The organism is Methylobacterium sp. EM32 (assembly GCF_040593685.1).
Lineage (GTDB): Bacteria > Pseudomonadota > Alphaproteobacteria > Rhizobiales > Beijerinckiaceae > Methylobacterium.
In genome coordinates this window covers 1-17,619 of sequence record NZ_JBEXZS010000040.1, presented here as the reverse complement: position 1 = coordinate 17,619, position 17,619 = coordinate 1, and the positions used below count along the sequence as shown (strand labels likewise).

General features: G+C 70.5%; 27 protein-coding genes. 8 read left to right on the top strand and 19 right to left on the bottom strand.

The features are described 5' to 3' along the window. The coding region (locus ABZT49_RS06210; protein WP_355284419.1) for an AAA family ATPase at positions 1-1,743 on the bottom strand (1,743 nt) is incomplete at its 3' end. Positions 1,744-1,801: 58 nt separating this feature from the next. Continuing rightward, positions 1,802-2,359, bottom strand: coding sequence for a hypothetical protein (locus tag ABZT49_RS06205; protein ID WP_355284416.1), 558 nt, complete (start codon positions 2,357-2,359; stop codon positions 1,802-1,804). 103 nt (positions 2,360-2,462) lie between these two features. On the opposite strand from ABZT49_RS06205, the gene ABZT49_RS06200 reads away from it, so the two are divergent. Genes ABZT49_RS06200 through ABZT49_RS06185 form a run of 4 tightly spaced genes read left to right on the top strand, consistent with a single transcriptional unit; the run spans position 2,463 to position 4,450 of the window. After that, on the top strand, positions 2,463-3,683 hold the full coding sequence (locus ABZT49_RS06200; RefSeq protein WP_355284413.1) for a hypothetical protein: 1,221 nt from the start codon (positions 2,463-2,465) through the stop codon (positions 3,681-3,683). 2 nt (positions 3,684-3,685) lie between these two features. Next, the gene (locus ABZT49_RS06195; RefSeq protein ID WP_355284410.1) at positions 3,686-3,916 is read left to right on the top strand and encodes a hypothetical protein; all 231 of its coding nucleotides are present in this window, start codon (positions 3,686-3,688) and stop codon (positions 3,914-3,916) included. Continuing rightward, the gene (locus tag ABZT49_RS06190) at positions 3,909-4,112 is read left to right on the top strand and encodes a hypothetical protein (protein WP_355284408.1); all 204 of its coding nucleotides are present in this window, start codon (positions 3,909-3,911) and stop codon (positions 4,110-4,112) included. Before ABZT49_RS06195 ends, ABZT49_RS06190 begins: the two co-directional genes overlap by 8 nt. Then, entirely contained in the window at positions 4,109-4,450 is a 342-nt protein-coding gene (locus tag ABZT49_RS06185; RefSeq protein WP_355284405.1) for a helix-turn-helix domain-containing protein, read from the top strand. Before ABZT49_RS06190 ends, ABZT49_RS06185 begins: the two co-directional genes overlap by 4 nt. 732 nt (positions 4,451-5,182) lie before the next feature. Here ABZT49_RS06185 and ABZT49_RS06180 read toward each other — a convergent pair. The 3 genes from ABZT49_RS06180 to ABZT49_RS06170 form a co-directional block, all read right to left on the bottom strand. Then, the gene (locus tag ABZT49_RS06180; RefSeq protein WP_355284403.1) at positions 5,183-5,788 is read right to left on the bottom strand and encodes a hypothetical protein; all 606 of its coding nucleotides are present in this window, start codon (positions 5,786-5,788) and stop codon (positions 5,183-5,185) included. 45 nt (positions 5,789-5,833) lie between these two features. Next, positions 5,834-7,384 (bottom strand): integrase arm-type DNA-binding domain-containing protein, encoded by a 1,551-nt coding sequence (locus ABZT49_RS06175; protein WP_355284400.1) that lies wholly within the window; start codon positions 7,382-7,384, stop codon positions 5,834-5,836. A gap of 337 nt (positions 7,385-7,721) precedes the next feature. Further along, positions 7,722-7,952 (bottom strand): hypothetical protein, encoded by a 231-nt coding sequence (locus ABZT49_RS06170; RefSeq protein WP_355284397.1) that lies wholly within the window; start codon positions 7,950-7,952, stop codon positions 7,722-7,724. A gap of 85 nt (positions 7,953-8,037) precedes the next feature. On the opposite strand from ABZT49_RS06170, the gene ABZT49_RS06165 reads away from it, so the two are divergent. Both ABZT49_RS06165 and ABZT49_RS06160 read left to right on the top strand, forming a co-directional pair. Beyond that, a complete protein-coding gene (locus ABZT49_RS06165; protein WP_355284394.1) occupies positions 8,038-8,316 on the top strand; it encodes a hypothetical protein in 279 nt (92 codons plus the stop codon). Between the two features lie 244 nt (positions 8,317-8,560). Next, the gene (locus tag ABZT49_RS06160) at positions 8,561-9,157 is read left to right on the top strand and encodes a metallophosphoesterase (RefSeq protein ID WP_355284391.1); all 597 of its coding nucleotides are present in this window, start codon (positions 8,561-8,563) and stop codon (positions 9,155-9,157) included. A gap of 48 nt (positions 9,158-9,205) precedes the next feature. Here ABZT49_RS06160 and ABZT49_RS06155 read toward each other — a convergent pair whose 3' ends face one another. The 13 genes from ABZT49_RS06155 to ABZT49_RS06095 form a co-directional block, all read right to left on the bottom strand. Continuing rightward, positions 9,206-9,538: a hypothetical protein gene (locus ABZT49_RS06155; RefSeq protein WP_355284388.1), complete on the bottom strand. Its 333-nt coding sequence runs from the start codon at positions 9,536-9,538 to the stop codon at positions 9,206-9,208. Beyond that, positions 9,538-9,837: a hypothetical protein gene (locus ABZT49_RS06150; protein ID WP_355284386.1), complete on the bottom strand. Its 300-nt coding sequence runs from the start codon at positions 9,835-9,837 to the stop codon at positions 9,538-9,540. Before ABZT49_RS06150 ends, ABZT49_RS06155 begins: the two co-directional genes overlap by 1 nt. 216 nt (positions 9,838-10,053) lie before the next feature. Next, positions 10,054-10,260: a hypothetical protein gene (locus ABZT49_RS06145; RefSeq protein WP_355284383.1), complete on the bottom strand. Its 207-nt coding sequence runs from the start codon at positions 10,258-10,260 to the stop codon at positions 10,054-10,056. Positions 10,261-10,472: 212 nt separating this feature from the next. Then, positions 10,473-10,712, bottom strand: coding sequence for a hypothetical protein (locus tag ABZT49_RS06140; protein WP_355284380.1), 240 nt, complete (start codon positions 10,710-10,712; stop codon positions 10,473-10,475). Between the two features lie 23 nt (positions 10,713-10,735). After that, positions 10,736-11,080, bottom strand: a complete 345-nt coding sequence (locus ABZT49_RS06135; RefSeq protein ID WP_355284377.1) for a hypothetical protein — start codon at positions 11,078-11,080, stop codon at positions 10,736-10,738. Positions 11,081-11,205: 125 nt separating this feature from the next. Next, a complete protein-coding gene (locus tag ABZT49_RS06130; protein ID WP_355284371.1) occupies positions 11,206-11,697 on the bottom strand; it encodes a hypothetical protein in 492 nt (163 codons plus the stop codon). A gap of 161 nt (positions 11,698-11,858) precedes the next feature. Further along, positions 11,859-12,566 (bottom strand): hypothetical protein, encoded by a 708-nt coding sequence (locus tag ABZT49_RS06125; protein ID WP_355284369.1) that lies wholly within the window; start codon positions 12,564-12,566, stop codon positions 11,859-11,861. Between the two features lie 75 nt (positions 12,567-12,641). After that, on the bottom strand, positions 12,642-13,412 hold the full coding sequence (locus tag ABZT49_RS06120) for a hypothetical protein (protein WP_355284366.1): 771 nt from the start codon (positions 13,410-13,412) through the stop codon (positions 12,642-12,644). Between the two features lie 105 nt (positions 13,413-13,517). Then, positions 13,518-14,270 (bottom strand): hypothetical protein, encoded by a 753-nt coding sequence (locus ABZT49_RS06115; protein ID WP_355284363.1) that lies wholly within the window; start codon positions 14,268-14,270, stop codon positions 13,518-13,520. 39 nt (positions 14,271-14,309) lie between these two features. Then, positions 14,310-14,654, bottom strand: coding sequence for a hypothetical protein (locus ABZT49_RS06110; protein WP_355284360.1), 345 nt, complete (start codon positions 14,652-14,654; stop codon positions 14,310-14,312). Continuing rightward, positions 14,651-14,974 (bottom strand): hypothetical protein, encoded by a 324-nt coding sequence (locus ABZT49_RS06105; RefSeq protein ID WP_355284357.1) that lies wholly within the window; start codon positions 14,972-14,974, stop codon positions 14,651-14,653. The genes ABZT49_RS06110 and ABZT49_RS06105 overlap by 4 nt, the downstream gene beginning before the upstream one ends. Continuing rightward, positions 14,971-15,426, bottom strand: coding sequence for a hypothetical protein (locus tag ABZT49_RS06100; protein WP_355284355.1), 456 nt, complete (start codon positions 15,424-15,426; stop codon positions 14,971-14,973). The genes ABZT49_RS06105 and ABZT49_RS06100 overlap by 4 nt, the downstream gene beginning before the upstream one ends. Continuing rightward, positions 15,419-15,628, bottom strand: a complete 210-nt coding sequence (locus ABZT49_RS06095) for a hypothetical protein (RefSeq protein WP_355284352.1) — start codon at positions 15,626-15,628, stop codon at positions 15,419-15,421. Before ABZT49_RS06095 ends, ABZT49_RS06100 begins: the two co-directional genes overlap by 8 nt. 104 nt (positions 15,629-15,732) lie before the next feature. Here ABZT49_RS06095 and ABZT49_RS06090 point away from each other — a divergent pair, with 104 nt between their 5' ends. Continuing rightward, the gene (locus tag ABZT49_RS06090; RefSeq protein ID WP_355284349.1) at positions 15,733-16,317 is read left to right on the top strand and encodes a hypothetical protein; all 585 of its coding nucleotides are present in this window, start codon (positions 15,733-15,735) and stop codon (positions 16,315-16,317) included. A gap of 74 nt (positions 16,318-16,391) precedes the next feature. Beyond that, on the top strand, positions 16,392-16,970 hold the full coding sequence (locus ABZT49_RS06085; RefSeq protein WP_355284347.1) for a hypothetical protein: 579 nt from the start codon (positions 16,392-16,394) through the stop codon (positions 16,968-16,970). 177 nt (positions 16,971-17,147) lie between these two features. On the opposite strand, the gene ABZT49_RS06080 is transcribed toward ABZT49_RS06085, so the two are convergent. Further along, positions 17,148-17,441 carry a hypothetical protein gene (locus ABZT49_RS06080; RefSeq protein WP_355284345.1) on the bottom strand — a complete coding sequence of 98 codons (294 nt, stop codon included), beginning with the start codon at positions 17,439-17,441 and terminating at the stop codon, positions 17,148-17,150. Between the last annotated feature and the right edge of the window lie 178 nt (positions 17,442-17,619).

Sequence of the window (17,619 nt, the reverse complement as noted above, 5' to 3'; positions counted from 1 at the left end):
CGAGGAGGGAGGCGCGGCGCTCGCGCGCAGCCGTGCGGAGGCGGTCCTGGACATGGTCCAGGCCGGGTGTCGTCGTCGACATGGTGGTCTCCGGAGGCTAGTGGCGCTCTCGTACGGCCCGGTCAGGCGAAACCGGACCGCGACCTCGACGAAGCGCCGCAAGGCGCGCAGGCTACCCCCCTGCCAATGCTCGGCCAGGGACCGCAGGTCGCTCCTATCGAGCTCTCCGTGGTCGTCCGGCAGGCCCTGGCGACGCACGATGTCGAGCGCCATGCGCCGGGCCAGGACCGGCATGTGCTCGGGTCCCGGGAGCGGGAACCTCAGCACGCGGAGCCGGTCCAGAACCTGGGGTGCGATCCCGTCCGTCGAGTTCGCCGTCGCCGCGTGGATGACGTGGCTGATGTCCACGTCAGCCTCCAGGTAGGGGTCCCGGTACCTGCTGCTGTTGGCCGGCTCCAGCAGGGTAGTTAATGCGTCCCTAAGGGTTCCCCCCGAGCCCCGGGTGTGCCCCCCGGCGCGGGAAATCTCGTCCCAGAGGACAACGGGGTTCGCGTAGCCCGAGAGGAGGCTGGCGCGCAGCGGCAGGTTGATCTCGCCCGAGGACCACCTCCGGGGGGTACCGGCGGCGGCCGCATCTGAACTGGTGTCGCAGGCCACCCGCTCGACGTGCAGCCCGCACCGGCGGAAGATCCCGTCGATGGCCGTCGTCTTGCCGCCGCCGGGGCCGCCGATGACGAGGAACGACGGGAGCGCCCAATGCTCCCTGCCATCCTGCAGGGCGACCAGTTCCTCGAAGAAGCGCCGGGCGTACGGCGCCTCCGCGGCCGCCTCCTCGACGAGGGCGCGCCGGTCCTGCGGGAAGGCGTAGAGCGGAAAGGCCCGGCCGACGACGTCCTTGTACTCGGCCTGGACCTCCCTGTTCGACGTGCCCCTCGCACCGCCGCCGAGGCGGTGGATCAGGACGACGCCGGGGGCCTGCGGCTCCGGCTCGGGCTCCGGCTCGGGATCGGGTTCCTCACCGAGGACGAGGCCCGCGCGGTCGTCCTCGATCATCTCGGCGTGCGTCGGGCGAGGCCGGACCGCCGCCCCCTGACGCGTGCCGAGGATCTCGGCGCCGAGGTCCAGCGCCCGCTGGACGACGCACAGCGGGGGCGAACCCGGCAGGCAGGTCCCGATCTCGCCCCAGCGCGCCAGCAGCGACCGGGCGCCGACGGAGAACCGGAGGAATCCCACGGCCCGCAGCGCGCCGCACGTCTCGGCGGCCTCCGCCAGCCGCCCCATGGCGTGGCGGTCGCCGGCCTCGGCGAGGCACACGTCGATGACCTGCGCGAGCCGGGTGAGGTCAAGGACGATCTCTTCCCGAACGCCGCCGGTGTCGCCTTCCTCCAGGTCCGCCATGAAAGGCTCGGCGTCGATCTCCTCGACGGTCCTGACGCAGCGAGCGCGCAGCGCGTCGAGCTTGCCGTGGAGGTCCTTGAACGCGGCGGCGTCATGGCGGCGGGCGGCCGCCTCCAGCGCCTGGCACAGCGCCCAGGCCTCGGCGACGATCTCGGCGCGGACAGCGGTGTAGTGCGTTTCCGCCGTGAGGTCGCCGAGCGCCGGGGGGCTTTCCCAGCGCTTCGTGACGTAGCGGATAACCGCGATGTAGGCATGGGGGTCGGAGCGGGACGGGGCCGAGCATGTGCCGCGAATGGTCGCGAGCGCGCTCAAGGCCTCCGCCCGGTCAAGGGCGTTGGCGTTCATCAGGGGAAAACCTCACCTTTCACGCGGGGGCAAATCCACCCGCGGAACATCAAAGGTTTTAGCCCCTATTCCTTAACGAGCTATCGATGAAGATCCCCCCAGATCCTTGTTGGCGATCCTGCCAGATGGTTTTCCCCAGCCGGGTCACGCGAAGGATTTCGCCCGCTCTCCTGGCCGCCTCCAGCGTCCTGTCCAATCGCTCGATGGGACCGGCCCCTTCGACGGCCTTCGAGTATCGCGACATCGCGAGAAGGAGGGCGCCGAACGCCACCGGATCAGGGCTATCGGCGGCCTGGGCGAGAGCCAGGAGCACGGCCGGCGAGGGGGCCTGGCGGGCGAAGCGGGCCGGGGACAGGCTGCGCCGGTCGAGGAGGAACGCCTCGGCCATTGAATGCGTCCACCCGCCCGGCCAGAGGCGGTCAGCGGCCGCGTCGACCGCACGGTAGAGGTAGTGGCTGATGTCCTCCGGGTTCAGCACCATCGGGTCTTCGCCGATAAGATGCGGCCGCCGCTCCGGGTCGTAGGCAAGCGCATGGCTCACGACGCGCCCCACGACCGTCCAGCCGGCGGGGCACGGGAACTCCTCGGGGTCCACGGGTTCGAGCACGATCTCCATGGGCCCGGGATAGCACGGCCCCGGCGGCGCGCCAGCGGCTCGGGCGCGTCCCCTATTCGAATCGACGGATCCCCGTACCCTCCCTGATGGAGAGGGGATCAACATGAGCGACGACGTCCACCGGGCATCCGGCAGGGTCATCTCGTCCGTAGTGGACGACGTCCTGCGGTTCGAGTTCACCGACGGCTCCAGCCTCAAGGTCTGGGATGACGGCCAGAGGTGCTGCGAGCGGCGCTACCTGTCCTGCGACGACGCCCTGCAGCACTTCAGCGGCGCCTCGTTCAGGGGTCTGGAGGTTCGCGACGTCGAGACCGGCGACAGCGACGACGGGTGCCACGAGGTCCAGTTCTTCGTCGTGTCCACGTCGCTCGGGACCTTCACCGTCGCGAGCCACAACGAGCACAACGGGTACTACGGCGGCTTCGACATCTCGGCCGAGTTCAGCGAAGCCAAGCCCTGCGACGCGTCCGACGCGAAGGTCGCCGAGCTCGCGCGCCTCTACGTCGGCATGACGCCCCAGCAGATCGCGGCCCACGAGGATTGGGTCCGGCGGTACAAGGCCGAGAAGGCCGAAGCGGCCGACCGCGCGGCCGAGATGGAGATGGCCCGCCGGGCCCGGCTGCGCGCCATGTCCGACGAGCAAGTGTCCGAGCACCTCGCTCGCGAGGGCATGGAGCCCGGGGAGTTCCTCGGGGACCTCGCCCACGCCGGCTATGTCCGTCGTACCAGCCGACGGGTCGACGGCGGCGCTGTCGCGGGTTCGGCCCCGGACATCAGGTTCGAGGTCATCGGCCGCCGCCTCGGGATCGTGACCGCGAAGGTCTCGCTCACGCTGGAGGCGCTGCAGGCGGCCGCGGCGGAGACCGGGCTCGACGTGCACGCGTTCCGCCGGCTCACCGCGACCTATCCCGAGATCGACCCGGAGGACGCGACCCTGTTGCCCGCCGGGAGCCCGGGCGAGGCGTACCTCCTGCCCAAGGTCCGGGCCGCCCTCCTGCGCGAGGATCGTGCCTTCGGCATCCGCGCGGCCCTGGCGACCGCGAAGCGGAACGGCTGGCGCCTGCTCGACGCCGACGGCGAGCCGGTCGAAGCCCTGCCGCCCGCGGCGGCGGCCGGGACCGCCATCGTGCTCCAGACCGGCGCCGAGTACGACGAGTGCGGCGAGGACGGGATCGACCCGGACGCCCTGGTGCTGGTCGAGGTCGAGTATTCCAAGGACGAGCCGGGGGAAGCCGAGGGCTTCTACCGCCTCGCGACGTTCACCGGTTGCCCCCGCGGGCGCCGGCTCGCCGAGCTCTGCCTCGATGCGGCGAGGGGAGCCTGACCATGCTGACGGACAGGGAACTCGTCATGGTGGAGGCCGCCCGAACGGATGCGGTCGCCGAGCCCGTCATCGTCATCGGCATCGACTGCGCCCAAGGCAGCGACGACCCGACCCAACCGAAGGGGCCGGTCAAGTTCGAGTGGGTGCCCCTGGGCGAGGCCGCCCGGGCCGTCATCCAGGCGCGCCGAACCCGCGACGCGGACCTGCCGGCGGTGGGGACCTTCCATGGCTGATGTCGACCGCATCTGTGCCGCCACCGAGCACGCCATCGCCGCCATGCAGGCCCACCGCGACGCCGGGCCGACCATCATGGTGGAGACGGCCCCCATCTACTTCCCGTCCCGGCCGGCCGCGCCGACGCCGGAGTACCTGCGGCCGGGGTTCGGCGAAAAGGTGCGGGAGACGCTCACCGCAATGAGGACGCCATGAGCGGGATCGACAGCTTCGACGGCTTCCGGGAGCAGCACTTCCGCAACGAGCTCCTCGCCGGAAGGCATCCCGGCAAGCCCTACCCGAGAGCCGTCCGTGTCCGGGCCGCCGCCTTGCGCGCGAAGGGGGCGACCGCGGAGGCCGTCAGCGCCGCCATCGGGGTCCACGTCGACACAATCCACCGTTGGAACGGCGGGGCGATCCGAGGCGACCTGGCGCAACGGCGCGCGGAGGTCCTCGCCCACCTGGCGGCCGGCACGTCGGTCCGGGAGACGGCGCGAAGGGTTGGCTGCACGCCGCGGAGCGTCATGCGCTGGCGGGACGAGGTGAGGGCATAATGACCGAGCGCAGGGAATACTGGTGGGTCGAGTGGTGCGAGGGCATGCCCCCGGAGCCGGCGCGCATCGGCTTCGAGGGGGACACCCCCACCACCATCGAGGAGATCGGCGGCTACACGCAGCCCCTCCGCGACCGCGACGTGCGCCTGATCGAGCGGGTGCTCCCGGCCGGGCGCGCCGCGGCGGTGGTCGCGAGGCTGCAGGATGCCTGGAACGACCAGGCCTGCCCCGGGCCGGCCGACGACATCGCGGAGGCTCGAGTTCCTTCAGGGCGCGGAGACCCGGGCATGAGCGTCACCGCGGTTTTCGGAGGCTACATGCTGGGCCAGGCGCTGGCTTCCGAGCCGGGCGCTAGCGTGGGCATCCCGTACGCGTTTATGCTGCAGATGGCCCGGGCCGCCGTTGCCGCTGGGGTCTGGGCGCCCCCGGAGGGCGTCCCGGTCGAGGAGGCGCTGGATGCCTTCGCCGCCGGGATGCGCTTCCACCCTAAGGGCGAGACCGTCTTCATCGACGGTTCGGAGTCGAGGAGGTCCGTGTCGCCGGGCGCGTCTGCGTCGGCGGCGGGGCATGACCCGACTTCCAGTCCGCATGCCGGACCTGTCGCCGGTGCCCGCGCCGCTCGCGCAGATCGCCGACTGGCACCGGGCCGCCTGCCGGGTCGCGAGCCTGCACGGCCTCGACATGGGCGACCCGGCGGACCACGCGAAGATCGCCGCCCTGATGGGATGGACCCTAGAACGGTACGCGTCTCGCCGCGCCTTTGCACAAGTCGGCATAGATGCGGACTAAGGCTCGGTCGACGCGGTTCGTGCGCTCTTCCTGATCGGGCAGCCCCCTGACGATGGATATCCGCGAAAACTCGACGCTATCCGAGCACGTCCTGCGGCCACCCGGCCAGACCTGGCACTTCACCTCGTCGCCCGGGCTTCCCGGCAACCTCCATCGCGCGTCGGGAATCTGATCGACAACGACGCCGTTCCTTGTGCCGAGCACTTCCGACACCTTCTTCACGCCGTCGGGAATGACCCAGCCTAGGTGGTATTCCATATAGAGCGCATCCAGGTTCGGGGACGGCGCCGCAGGTTTGTCGTCCCATTCGCCTGAAATTGTCCTCATGGTTGGTCTGCTCCGGTTCGTAACCCGGACCGTGCATGCGGCAGGGTCCACGACACGAACCTCCAGGTTTATGTCGTCGGCAACGACGACGCCGGGCGCGTCCTGGCGCACCTTAGACTGCGCTCCGGACCGGTGAAGCGTGAGGACAGCCTCCTCCAACGACTGCGCCTCCGCCGTGCCTGTTCCAGCTACGAACGCAATAACAATGAGAAGCGAGCGCATCGTCTGCCCCGGTGTGGCACCAGCCCACAGATAGGGGCGCTCCCTTTATGCCGCCTGCGCCTCGGCCGGTGCAACCTTTGCCTTCTCCGCCTCCTCCTTGGCGGCCTTCCGGGCAGCCGTCTTGAGCTTGCCCTCGGCCTCGCGCTCCCGGCGCCGGCGCGCGATCTCCCTCCGAAGCTCCGCGAGGGGAGGGAGCGTCGCCGTCGCGGCCTGCTCGTCGACCCAGGCAACGTAGCGCTCCATCAGCGGCGCCTTGAGGTCGAGCCGGTCGTCGTCCGTGTAGTGCCCCTCCAGGACGTCCGTGCTGCTGATGCCCTCGGCGTGGTCGACGACGAGCTTCACGTCGCTGCGTGCGATCCGGAACCGCTTCTGGCACGTGTTCGTCAGACACCGGCGGATATCATGCGGCGACGCCCTCAGGTCCATGTCCAGCAGACGGTGGTTCATGTTCGCCGCGTTCATGTGCCCGTCGACCCGGCCGCCCTTCCGGGCCGCCTTGATCTGGGGGAACAGGTAGGGGGACTTCGCCGCCCGGGCGCGCTCCGTCTGCACCTGGATGCGATCCCACAGGGCCGGCGGGAGCGGGATGCAGTGCCGGTGCCGGTCCTCGCGCCTATCCGCGGTCTTGCGGTGCGCCGGCCCCATCGACCAGACGCCCCAGCCGGGGTTCTCTACCCAGGGCACGAAGTCCTCGACGAGCGCCGACGAGATCGGGCGCCGGCGCTGTCCGGTCATGACGAGGAGCTCCATAGCGACCGCCAGGCTGCCCTCGATGGCGCCGACGCGCGACGCGGCGACGAGGAAGCCCACCTCGGCCGGCGTCGCCACGTATGTCCCCGGGACCTTGCCGTTAGCCCGCGGCTTGGCCCCGCCGGCCGAGCGCTCCGGGGCCCGCAGGCCCGCCATCGTCTGCGTCTCGCCGAGGCCCGACTTCGGCCGGATGTGGTCCTTGGTGAGGTAGGTCCACATCGGACGCAGGACCGAAGCCAGGTGCTCGGCGTGCCGCTCCCGGCCGCTCTCGTGCATCTCGGCGACGATGACGGAGAGCTCCGACCGGGTGATGCGGCGGACCTTCAGCCCGCCCAGGGGAGCGAGCTCCTCGACGTGCAGCATGGCCCTGTAGTCGTTCCAGGTGTCCGGCCGGCGCGTCCGCTTGACCTCGGCGAGGTAGGCCTCGCGCGCTTGCTCCCATGTCCAGAAGTTCATGTCCTCCAGCGCCTCCTCGAAGGTCGCGACTGACTGTGGATCGCGCTCCGGCGGCGGGGGCGTCGGCTCGGACAGGCCGAGCGCGATGAATTCCTTGTGAAGCCACGCGTCGCCGTCGAACACCGCGATGCGGTTGTTGACGTCCCGCCGGGCCGCGGCCGCGATGGCGCGGGCTTGGTCGAGCGTGATCGCGGCCGGGGTGCCGATCTTGATGCGACGCTCCTCGCCGCCGCGGACCATCTTGAAGCTCCACGTCGCCCCGCGGGGGCGCAGGCGCAGGGCCAGGCCGACGCAGCCGCGGTCGATGACGTCCCTCGGCTTCTTCATGCCGGGCAAGCATTCGCCGACGAGCTTGGTGACGAGTTCCGGGGTAAGGAGGAGGGAGGGCACGAGGGCACGTTCCGTGAACTGGGTCGGTTCTGGGTCGGCACCCTGGGTCGGCGGCCCTAGAGGGGGCAAGAACGAAAGGCGTCCATGATTAACGTCCGCAGAGGGGAAACGGGGTCCGGGAAGGCCTCGGAACTGGGTCGGCAGACCAGACACTCGGAATCATAATCCTTGTGTCGGGGGTTCAAATCCCTCCTCCGCTACCATTCTTCCCCGGATTAGACGGGGACTGCATCGAATACAATCAACGACTTAGCTGAGAGCCTCGGAAAAGGACGCTGGGGCTCTTTCGTTTGGGGCGAGCCCACTGGGGCGGAACTGGGGCGGGAGGTCGCCTCCTCTATCCCTGGCCGCCGCCCCGGACCCCGCCCCGGCACGATCCTGTGGACAACCGCGCCCGCCGGTCCCGACCCAACGCCCGCGCCAGGTCGGCCGGCGTCGAGGCCCTGACGAACCCGGGCCCGTCCCGGCGCGCCGCGGCGGCCGCCTCCATCTCCTCCGCCAGGGACCGCCACAGGGCGTCCCGCTCCTCGCCGGCGGCCGCGGCCGCGATGTCGTCGTACCCGAGCATTGACCCTCTCCCTCTTGAGAACAGATGGGGAACGGGCCGCGCCGTTCAACGGACGGGGTCGGCGGCGCGGAAGGGGAGGGACGGGATGGAGGTGCCGAGGTCCTTGGGGGCGTTCCCGTACCGGCGGGTCGTCATCGTCTGCCCCTGGTGCCCCCGGCGCCGGGGCTCCTACGACACCGAGCGCCTGATCGAGCGCCTCGGGCCCCGGGCGAGCCTGGAGGACGTCCTGCTGGCGTTGGTGGCGTGCCGGTGGCCCAAGGCCTGGGGCAAGCGGGGGCCGTCGCAGTACGTGCCCTGGTGCCGCGCCAGGTTCGCCGACCTCGGCGGGCGCCGGCCTCCGGACCGCGACGTGCCGGGGGCCTGAATTGTCCGAAACCTCTCCGGATGGCCTGGCGGAGAGGTTTCGGACAACCTCCCCCGCCCAGGCTTTCCGTTAACCACGACCCACGACCCCGCTTGACCGGAGGAATTGGGAGCTGCGATCCCTGGTCCCACGAACCGCGACGAGGTCCGCCGTGAAACGCCGAATAGCCCCCCACCACCAGACCGAGACACCCCCGGGGGCGTGACGCCGCGCGCGCAGCCCCCCCTTCGAGGAGGCTGCCTTCATGACCAAGACCAAGCTTTCGAACTCCCCCGCCCGCGTGTTCCTGACCGCGGACCACCACTTCGGGCACCAGAAGGTGCTGGGGATGAGCGGTCGTCCGTTCGCCTCCGTCGCCGAGCATGACGAGTACCTGATCGAGGCGTGGAACGCCTCCGTCGGCCCGCAGGACGAGGTCTGGCACCTCGGCGACTTCGCCTACAAGTGCACCGCCGAGCACGCCGCCCGGGTGTTCTCCCGCCTCAACGGCGTCAAGCGGCTCGTGCACGGCAACCACGAGGATCGCGGCCGGGCGCTGCCCTGGGACAGCCAGCACGAGGGCTTCGTCGACACGAAGATCGGCGACCATCGCGTGTTCCTGTGCCACTACGCGTTCCGGGCCTGGCCGGGCGCCTTCCGCGGCACGCTCCACTTCTACGGCCACACGCACGGCCTCCTGCCGGACACCCGGCAGTCCTGCGACGTCGGCGTGGACCGGTGGCAGTACCGGCCGGCACTGTTCGCCGAGATCCTGGCGAGGCTGGAGGCGACGGAGGCGCTGCCTGAGGAAGTCGCCCTCGGGCAGGCCCAGGACAGCCAGCGGAAGGCCAAGCAGGCCTGAAACGAGAAGGGCCCCCGGTTCGCCGCCGGGGGCCCTTCTGCTATCTGGCTATGGCCGCAGCCCGGGCGGTTCCAGCAGTTCACCGAGCTCGCGCTCGATCTCTAACGCCGCCTCCGTCATTACGCCGGCGCGTTCCTCCAGGCGGGCTATCGCCTCGTCGAGGCGCTCCGCATGCTCCCGCAAGATCTGCGGCAGGGCAGCCGCGGCCCACGGCAGGACCTCCATTGCCCCGGTCCGCCACCGGCTGACCGAACGGGGGTCAATCGTCTCCCGGGGCCCGTCTGGGTGATGGGCCCCGAGGGCCCGGGCTAGGGGCTTGGCCCAGTCCTCCCCGCCCGTCAGGGCCCGGCCCGCGAGGACCACCATGTCGCGCGGCGTCATCAAAGCTTCTCCCTCCAGAGGACCGTGCCGCGGTCGGCGTCGGCCCAGTAAAACAGCTCCCAGGGCTCGTTGGCGAAGATCTGCCCCCAGGCCAGGACCGCGCCGTTCACGAGCGTGGCGGCGAACTCGTCGGCGATGCGCTCCTCGCGGTACCAGGCCGGGCGGCGCTTGCCCGTCGAGGCCTGGACGCTCGCGATGCGGCGGCGGGCCTCCTCGACGTCGGTGACGTCGGAGAGGGCGTTGAGGACGGCCTCCGTGACCGGGTTGACGTAGCGGGCGGGGATGGATGCGACGGCCATGACTGTGGCTCCTCAGAAGGCGTCGGGGATGGCGAGACCGAGGGCGAGGTCCTCGTCGTAGAGGTCGCCGAGCTCGTCCATGATGCACTGCATGTCGAGGTCGATGCAGTGGACGAGCGACTTCTCCGGCTGGGGCTCGCCCTTGATGGCCAGGGGCGTGAACGTGATCTCGACGCGGTGCCGGCCCTCGGCGCCGACATCCTCGGCGTGGCGCTGCTAGGCCGCGAGGGCGCAGTCGGACGTGGCGGCGCGGACCACCAGGTCGAGGCCGGTGTCGGGGATCGGGCGGTACCACGCGTCGACGGTCGTGACGTGGAAGAGGTTCGTCGCGCCGTTGGCGACGCCGAGGGCGAAGGCGGCGAGGAGCTCGTCGCGCTCGCGGCGCTGCAGGGCGCGTTTGAGGACGTGGGTCTTGGGGGTCATCGAGGATACTCCTGCGGTGGCGGTGTGGCGGGCGGCTCGGCCGGCCCGAGGGGGGGAAGGAATCCGGCCCCTGGCGGGACGCCCCCATGAGGCGGCCCGCGAGAGGCCGGGGCGCGTGCCCCGGCGGTTGGCGGTCAGTCGGCGGTGACGGTGCGGCTCGCGTCGTCCCGGTCCTCGATCTCGGCGTGCCAGGCACCCGCCTCGTCGTCCCATTAGACGTCGACGACGCCGTCGGCCTCGTGCTCGTTGGCCGCGTCCCAGGACCGGTGGCAGTAGTTGGCGATCTGGCGGCCGGTGCCCTGCACGTCGCCGCTCGCCCAGACGATGCGGACGGCATCGGAGGCCTGGCCCCACTGCGCCGCGACGGCGGAAGCCATGCCGAGCTCGGCCATGGCGGTCGTGATGGCGGCGATGGAGACGCCGTGGAGGCTGGCGGGCTTGTCGATGATCATGGCGGTGCTCCTGGGTCGACGGTTCAGAGGGCGTTCGGGTCGAAGGCGAGGACCGCGTCGCAGGACGTGTCGCCCAGCCCGGCGTCGAGCATCCGCCACATGTCCGTGGCGGCGCCATCGACAGCGGCCGCGTGATCGCGCATCGCCTCGGCCCAAACGCCGGTCGTGACGTGGACGGCGACGACGGCGGCGTGCGCCTCGGCCACCAGGGCGTCGAGCTCGGCGCGGCGCGCCTTGACCTGCGCGGCGAGGTCCTGGGCGCGCACGATGGCGGCGTCGCGGGCGTCGTATGCAATCGTCAGCGCCTTGGACGTGTCGACCGGGGCGGCGACGGGGGCGGCGACGGTGGTGGTGACGATGGCGTTCATCGAGGATGCTCCTGCGGCTGTCGGGCGGCTCTGCCGGCCCTGGGGGTGGACTGTCCGGCCCCCGGCGGGGCGCCCCAGCGAGGCGACCCGCGAGAGGCCGGGGCGATTGCCCCGGCGGTGGTGGGTTAGGCGGCGAGGTACTCTTGGTAGTCCTCGGCGGTCACATCGTCCTCGATGACTACGGAGCCGATGCCGTACCAGAATGTCTGGCCGTCCTCGGTGCGACGCTCGTGGCGCTCGTACTGCTGCTGGCCGAGGTACCAGTAGCGGACCACGTCACCGTCGCAGGCGTGGAAGAACGTGTGCGGCAGGGTATCGTCGTTATCGAGGGGCTGCGTGCAGGCGGCGTCGTCGTAGAGGCCGTCCTCGGGCTCCAGGTCCTTCAGGCCGTCGACGTTTGTGGTCCAGCCGCGGGGCGTGCCGTTTGCCTTGACCTCATCGTAGAGGCGCTGCGTGCACTCCTGTGCGATGAAGTCGAGGGGCTGCGCCGGGTCGCCGTTGCTGCGGGCGTCCTCGACGGCCTGATCGGCGCTGTGGCCGATGCCGTAGACGGCATCCTCGTCACCGATGACGGCGATGAAGTAGCGGACGGCGGTATCGGTGGAGGTCGCGGTCATTAGGATGCTCCTGCTGCTCATGGGAGGATGTGCCTGCCCATGACCGACATATACGTGCGGTCATGGTTGTCGTCAAGCATTCGTTAGTAAAAATCTCACATTTTCCGGGTGTAACGCGAGATCAATACTATGTAACGGATTATCAGAGGCCCGTTGGGGGGTCAGGCAGCCCACTGCGGCTCCTTCGCCGCGTCCCAGGCGGAGAGGACGATTTCGAGCCACGCCTTCGGCACGAGGAGGTCGCCGTCGTCGCTGTGCCATGCCTCTACGAGACCGACGACGCGGCCGCTGAAGCGGTCGGTGACGACGACGTAGCCGCCTTCGTCGTCCTCGACGGACAGGGGGAAGCGCGCGTCGTCCATGCCCACGAGCTGGACGCGGCAGTCGTAGCGGGATGCAAGGTCGTCGGCGCTACGCAGACAGTAGCCCAAGTTGCCCTGATCGGGCTCCGGCGCCGTGGTCCGGATCTCCGTGCCGGGCGGGAGGGTCACGACGTTGCCGATCTCCAGCGTGACGGTCTCCTTCGGGCGCTGGGTGTACTCAGTGTGCCGAACGGTCTCGTCGGTTCCGTCCTCCTTGACGTGCGTGACGTCGACGACGCGACCGGTCGGAACGGCCTCGCCCGGAAGGGGCGCGTCACGCCAAGCCAGGAGATCGCGCTCCGAAACCGCGCTCCAGTTGCCCGTCAGGACCGCCTCGCGGACGGCCTCGGCGTTGCCGACGGGCTTCGGCACGATGATCAGGTCGGCCTTCGCCAGGGCGGCGAGGATGCGGTCGGTGCGCTCCGGGGCGGTTTCGAAAAGGGTGAACTCGGACACGGCCTTGTAGATGGCCGAGGCGCCGATGGCGTTGAGGTTGAGCTGGCGCACGGTGGCGCTCCTGAAACCGGGGTTGCTGGGAGGATGGTGGGCGCCGCCGTCGCCTGGCGCGCGACGGAGCGAGGCTCAGGCCGAGATAGCTTCCGGGGCGGCCTTCGGACCCCACTTCTTCAGGTCGGCGTTGCGCATCCACCCGGTGCCGATCTTCCCCGTCGAAGCGGCGTGATAGAGGACGTGCGTCGTACCGTCGGACTTGTCGACGCGCTGGACGATGCCGACGTGGACACCCTCGACGCTCATGGGCGGCTTAGCCCCGTGGGGCTCGGGGACGATCTCGACGGTGTCGCCCTCCTTCCAGTCCGCCTTGACCTCCTTGCCGGCGGCGCGGTCGCGCAGGGAGGACACGGCTTCGGCGAGAGTGAGCGGCTGGGGCCCGGCCGCCGCGGTGGCGAGCTTGGCGCGCCATGCCTCCTCGTGGCCGGGCGTCCAGGCCTCGAAGTCCTGGCTCTCGACGACATAGGCCAACGCGGCTCCCTCGCTCATGCGGGCGACGCGTATGTCGAGGACCTGGCCGTACTGGCTGGAGCTTGTCGCGCTGACGTCCGCGGTGGGCTCCCGCAGGACGATGGGCGGGCTCCACCATTGCCCTCCGGTCGGGAACATCTCGCCGGAGAGGACCTCGATCACGACGTGGGGCTCGCCGGCTCCCTTCGCCTTCGAATCGGCACGGGGCGTGACGAGGTCGCCGATGCGGAAGGGGCACGGCTCCGCGTAGAGCCGCGAGGTCAGCGAGAGGCGGGCGAGGATGGCGTCCGCGTCGAGCTTGGCCTTGGGAGCCTTGCGGTCTTCGGACGAGAGGGCGCCAGCCATGGCGGCGCGGGCGAGGAAGTCGAGCATGTGCCCTCCTGGGCGTTGATGTCGGGTGGCGGGATTACCCCCTTTGGCGGGGCGGGCCGGGAAGATCGCGGGTGCGCCACCGTCGCCTGGCGCGCGACGAAGCCGTCAGGCCGCGGTCGCGAGAGGCGCCTCGTCGCGCTTCAGCATCTCGGCGAGGTCGGGGGCGTCGGCATGGGCCGAGAACCAGGCCGCCACGCGCCCGTGCCGGGTGGCGTAGAACTCGCCGTCGATCAGCTCGCGCAGGAACAGGTGCGGCTCGCCGGCCGGGATGACGAGACCGGTCCCGTGGCACCGATGGTCCCGGCGGCCACGGACGACCTTCCGCGCGAGCTCCCGCACGTCGCCTTCCTTGCCGCCGTCGAAGGGCGACAGGCTCAGCAGGTCCTCGTCGGTGACCTGCTCGGCGGCGCGACGCTGGACCCACGCGAGATCGGCGTCGTTCCAGCGCCCGCTCTCGATGCGGTCGATGATGCGGCCCTGCAGGTTGCGGAAGTGCTCGGGCATCTCCGGCTCCTCCATGTAGGCGACGATGATCTCCCAGACGTCCCACTTGGCCTCGGAACCGAAGATCTCGACGATGGCCTCCATGCGGGCGCCGCAGTCCTCCGTCGCGAGCCGGTAGATGCCGGCGGCGAGGTCCTCGAACATGCGGTCGGCGGGCCGGAGCTGGGCGATGCGAGCGCCCCGGTTATCGCAGTCGAAGACATGCGCATCGAGCCGGTAGGCCAGCCGCTGACCGTTGCCCTCGCAACGGAAGGCCTGGTCGCGCCAGACGCCGAAGTTGGCCCAGGCGGTGTCGGGTAGCTCGTCGACCCAGCGATGGGGCTGGTAGGGGGTGGTGGTGATCTCGCGCCGCATGGGGCGCTCCATGAAACCGGGGTAGCGGGAAGGGGTGGATCAGTCTTCGGCCAGCGAGGGCTGGCGACGGCGTTCGGCGCGCAGAGCCTGGTAGTGCTGGCCCTGGAGCTCGCGGCGGTACTCGGCCTCGATTGCCGGGTCGAGGAGAAGCACGGCGCGGTCGACCATCACCTTCTCCACGAGCGCGTCGGCCCGGGAGACCTCGTCTTCGTCCGGGGCGTCCCAGTGGATGCCGTCGTGCGAGAACTCGATGTCGAGGTCGGCCTCCATCGCCCACAGGGCACCGAGATCGACGAGGCTGCGTTCCATGTCGCGGTCCCCGGCTGTACGCGCCGCGGCGAGGCGGACGTGCAAGTCGGCGACGGTCGTGATGTTGCCGGTCATTGGTTTCTCCCGAGGGTGGCGGCGACGAGGGCGACCGCCGCGGCCACGCCGGCCTCGCCGGAGGCCTGGACGGCGAGGAAGGGGAAGGATGAGGCCGGCGGGGCGTCGTCGCGGATGACGCCCGTCTTGGGATCGGGGCGCAGGCCGAGATGGGCCAGCACCACGGGGTGGATCGCCCGCTTTCCGCAGAGTGCCCGGCTGACGACCGTCTGAGCCGCCCTCGGCGTAAGGGGGAGCTGCCGGGCGATGGCCTGCTGGCTCCCGGCCGCCTCGACGGCCTTGGCGAGCCTCAGCCGGGCTTGGCGTTCCGTCAGCGTCATGCCGACCTCCCGGGCGTCATGGGGGCAAGCGGCATGCCGGGCCGCGGCGGCAGGACCGGCCGGGGCGGCGCCACCGGAGCGGGTTCCGGCACCGGTGCGGGGGCAGCTTCGGCGGCCGCCTTGGCATCGACCCGTGCGCGGGCGGCGGCGAAGGCGTCGTAGGACGGCGTGACCCGCGGCGGGGGCGCCGGGGCGGGATCGGCGGCTTTGGGCGGCTCCGCGACCGGGGGACCGGAGCGGTACTCGGCCAACATGCCCGAAAGCCGGGTGATCTCCTCCTTCGCCACGCGCTCCAGGCGGAGCTTCGTGATGGTCACATGGTCCCGGAGGCCCTCGCCCTGCGGGATTTCCAAGCCGTCCGCGACGTAGTGGCACTCGAAAATCAGGTCCGCGAGGCGCTTGCGCGTCTGCACGGGATCGAGCCGCGCCAGGCCGTGCGTCCACTTATCCATGGGCCGCCTCCTTGAACCGGTAGACGGCGTCCGCCTTCTCGACGCCGAGCGCCTCCAGGATCGCCGGGCCGGGCCCGCGGCGCCCCGCCAGGGCATCGAGGACATACGCCGTGCTGACGCCATGGCGGCGCGACCACGCCAGGGCGCTCCCCTCTGTATCTACGCGCTGCCGTAGCAGCGCACGCACGTCCTCGGCCGTCACCGGTGCCTCCGTTGGCTATTGACGCTTTATAGCGTTCCATCTTCTATTTGATTCGTCAAGGCCAATTCGGCGTCGGGAACGATTTGCACGCACGAGGCCCTTCTGTGTGCAAATCGTTCCCGAGACAGATGCTGAGACTTTCGAAGGATTACACGATGAATGCTTGTTGGCGATCGAAGGACGGAATGGCCAGTCCTTCAAGGATAGGAGCCGCAGTCCTTGCCCTCCCGGCCTGGGAGCAGGCCTACGAGGCCGTCCTCGCCAAGGATTGCCTCGCGCTGGGTGCGCGCTTTTGTCCTGTGGAGAAGGCCGGGGAGGAAGGCCGGGTCCGCTACGAGCTCGCCCCCGGAACCGTCGTCGCCGTCGCTTCGGCGCGGTCCAGCAGCCCCCAGCGGGCCTACGCCGTCGGCGAGGACGGCACCGTCGAAGAGATCAGCACCGCGGCGGCCGAGGACCGAATCGACCCCGCGGGCGCGGACCGGCGGGCGTGGCGGAGGCGCTGCTCCCGCGTCGGGCTTGGCGAGCGCCCCTTCCGGTTCGATGCCGCCCTCGGCCACGGCTACGACGCGGACACGGTCTACGACTGGGCCGGCGAGGAGTACGTCGCGGCCTGCGTGCGGGCGACCGCCAGATGCATTTGGATGAGGGCCGTGACGTACGAGGAGGCCGTCAGCCTCGGTGTGGCGTGACGTACCGAGGGCGCTGGTCCCTTTCTTGGCCCGGCGGCACCTTCGAGAGCGTCAGTCCACGGAGGGGATTTCACATGCTCAAGGCTCTCGCCGCCATCGTCGCCAGGGCGCTCGCCGCCGCCGGGCGCGTCACGCTCGTGCCCATCATCGAAGGCGGGAAGCTCGTCTGGCGTACCGTCCGCTCGGCGCTAGTGCCGCCCGATCCCGTCGGCGAGGCCAAGGCGGCCTTCGAGGCGGAGGCCCAGCGCGTCGTCGAGGCGCCGGCGCCGGTGACGTTCGACATGCTGGAGCCGGCAAAGCAGTGGGGGCTTGCCGCGGCGGAGCATCTTCAGCCGTCCGGCGATAGCGAGATCCCGCCCGGTACGCTCGACCGCGCCGCCCTCGCGTATCTCGACGGCTTGACGCCGCAGGAGCGCGCGACGCTCCTGTCGTATGAGCCCCGCGACGTCGGCGAGCACCTCCTCGGCGAACGCGCCCTCAAGGGCCTTCCGAAGCCCCCGAAGCCGGCCGAGTTCGCCGCCATCGAGGGCCAGGCGGCGGCCGCCTCCGCCGCGGCGACCCGCGCCGAGATGGAGGTGGACGAGGCCCAGATCGCGTTGATCAACCTCGTCTTCGACGACATCCTGGACGAGCAGCTCCCCCGCGCCGCCTGACCGCGCCATTCCAGACAGCACGAAGCCCGCCCAGGGCGACCCGGGCGGGCGTTTTTATGCCCGAAATAAATCTGCGAGAACCGCGTCTTTTTTGCTTAAATAGCTTGATACTTGCTGCGTGCGCACAAAAAAGCATCTCGTGCGCCCGAGATAGCATGCGCCAGGAACGCGGTGGCATCAGCCCGCCAGGGCTGCCTTCCGCGCAGCGATGATGGCCATCTGACGCTGCCGGGCGTAGCGGTCGGCGCGGGCGGCGACGACGGCCTTGGCCTCCTGCTCGGCACGGTACTCGGCCATGACCCGGTTGTACGCCATGCGGGCCGTCGCCTGCCTAATGACCGCGGCCTCGGCGTAGGCAGCGTCCCGGTCCATCTTCTGCGAGATGAGGACCGACCCGAGCGCCATGGCGCCGCCGGTCAGGGCGGTGTCGAAGCTCTCGGCGACGTCTCTGGCTGAGGTGTGGTACGTCATCGGGGCATCCTCCTGTCGCTCGGGCACGCCCAGGAGATCGGGATCCCGGAATCGATGTCCAGCCTCCTCGTGCTGGTGTGGTTACCGAGACCCTGGCCCCTGTGGACGGCTCCGGTTTTCCGTCCCGTTCGTACGCCCCCGACGACAGCGCTCTCAGGGCAAGGTGTTCGTATGCCTG

Coding starts and splice junctions, on each gene's coding strand:
- ABZT49_RS06205 (WP_355284416.1), bottom strand. CDS start 2,359: ATGGAGATCGTGCTCGAACCCGTGGACCCCGAGGAGTTCCCGTGCCCC.
- ABZT49_RS06200 (WP_355284413.1), top strand. CDS start 2,463: ATGAGCGACGACGTCCACCGGGCATCCGGCAGGGTCATCTCGTCCGTA.
- ABZT49_RS06195 (WP_355284410.1), top strand. CDS start 3,686: ATGCTGACGGACAGGGAACTCGTCATGGTGGAGGCCGCCCGAACGGAT.
- ABZT49_RS06190 (WP_355284408.1), top strand. CDS start 3,909: ATGGCTGATGTCGACCGCATCTGTGCCGCCACCGAGCACGCCATCGCC.
- ABZT49_RS06185 (WP_355284405.1), top strand. CDS start 4,109: ATGAGCGGGATCGACAGCTTCGACGGCTTCCGGGAGCAGCACTTCCGC.
- ABZT49_RS06180 (WP_355284403.1), bottom strand. CDS start 5,788: ATGCGCTCGCTTCTCATTGTTATTGCGTTCGTAGCTGGAACAGGCACG.
- ABZT49_RS06170 (WP_355284397.1), bottom strand. CDS start 7,952: ATGCTCGGGTACGACGACATCGCGGCCGCGGCCGCCGGCGAGGAGCGG.
- ABZT49_RS06165 (WP_355284394.1), top strand. CDS start 8,038: ATGGAGGTGCCGAGGTCCTTGGGGGCGTTCCCGTACCGGCGGGTCGTC.
- ABZT49_RS06160 (WP_355284391.1), top strand. CDS start 8,561: ATGACCAAGACCAAGCTTTCGAACTCCCCCGCCCGCGTGTTCCTGACC.
- ABZT49_RS06155 (WP_355284388.1), bottom strand. CDS start 9,538: ATGACGCCGCGCGACATGGTGGTCCTCGCGGGCCGGGCCCTGACGGGC.
- ABZT49_RS06150 (WP_355284386.1), bottom strand. CDS start 9,837: ATGGCCGTCGCATCCATCCCCGCCCGCTACGTCAACCCGGTCACGGAG.
- ABZT49_RS06145 (WP_355284383.1), bottom strand. CDS start 10,260: ATGACCCCCAAGACCCACGTCCTCAAACGCGCCCTGCAGCGCCGCGAG.
- ABZT49_RS06140 (WP_355284380.1), bottom strand. CDS start 10,712: ATGATCATCGACAAGCCCGCCAGCCTCCACGGCGTCTCCATCGCCGCC.
- ABZT49_RS06135 (WP_355284377.1), bottom strand. CDS start 11,080: ATGAACGCCATCGTCACCACCACCGTCGCCGCCCCCGTCGCCGCCCCG.
- ABZT49_RS06130 (WP_355284371.1), bottom strand. CDS start 11,697: ATGACCGCGACCTCCACCGATACCGCCGTCCGCTACTTCATCGCCGTC.
- ABZT49_RS06120 (WP_355284366.1), bottom strand. CDS start 13,412: ATGCTCGACTTCCTCGCCCGCGCCGCCATGGCTGGCGCCCTCTCGTCC.
- ABZT49_RS06115 (WP_355284363.1), bottom strand. CDS start 14,270: ATGCGGCGCGAGATCACCACCACCCCCTACCAGCCCCATCGCTGGGTC.
- ABZT49_RS06110 (WP_355284360.1), bottom strand. CDS start 14,654: ATGACCGGCAACATCACGACCGTCGCCGACTTGCACGTCCGCCTCGCC.
- ABZT49_RS06105 (WP_355284357.1), bottom strand. CDS start 14,974: ATGACGCTGACGGAACGCCAAGCCCGGCTGAGGCTCGCCAAGGCCGTC.
- ABZT49_RS06100 (WP_355284355.1), bottom strand. CDS start 15,426: ATGGATAAGTGGACGCACGGCCTGGCGCGGCTCGATCCCGTGCAGACG.
- ABZT49_RS06085 (WP_355284347.1), top strand. CDS start 16,392: ATGCTCAAGGCTCTCGCCGCCATCGTCGCCAGGGCGCTCGCCGCCGCC.
- ABZT49_RS06080 (WP_355284345.1), bottom strand. CDS start 17,441: ATGACGTACCACACCTCAGCCAGAGACGTCGCCGAGAGCTTCGACACC.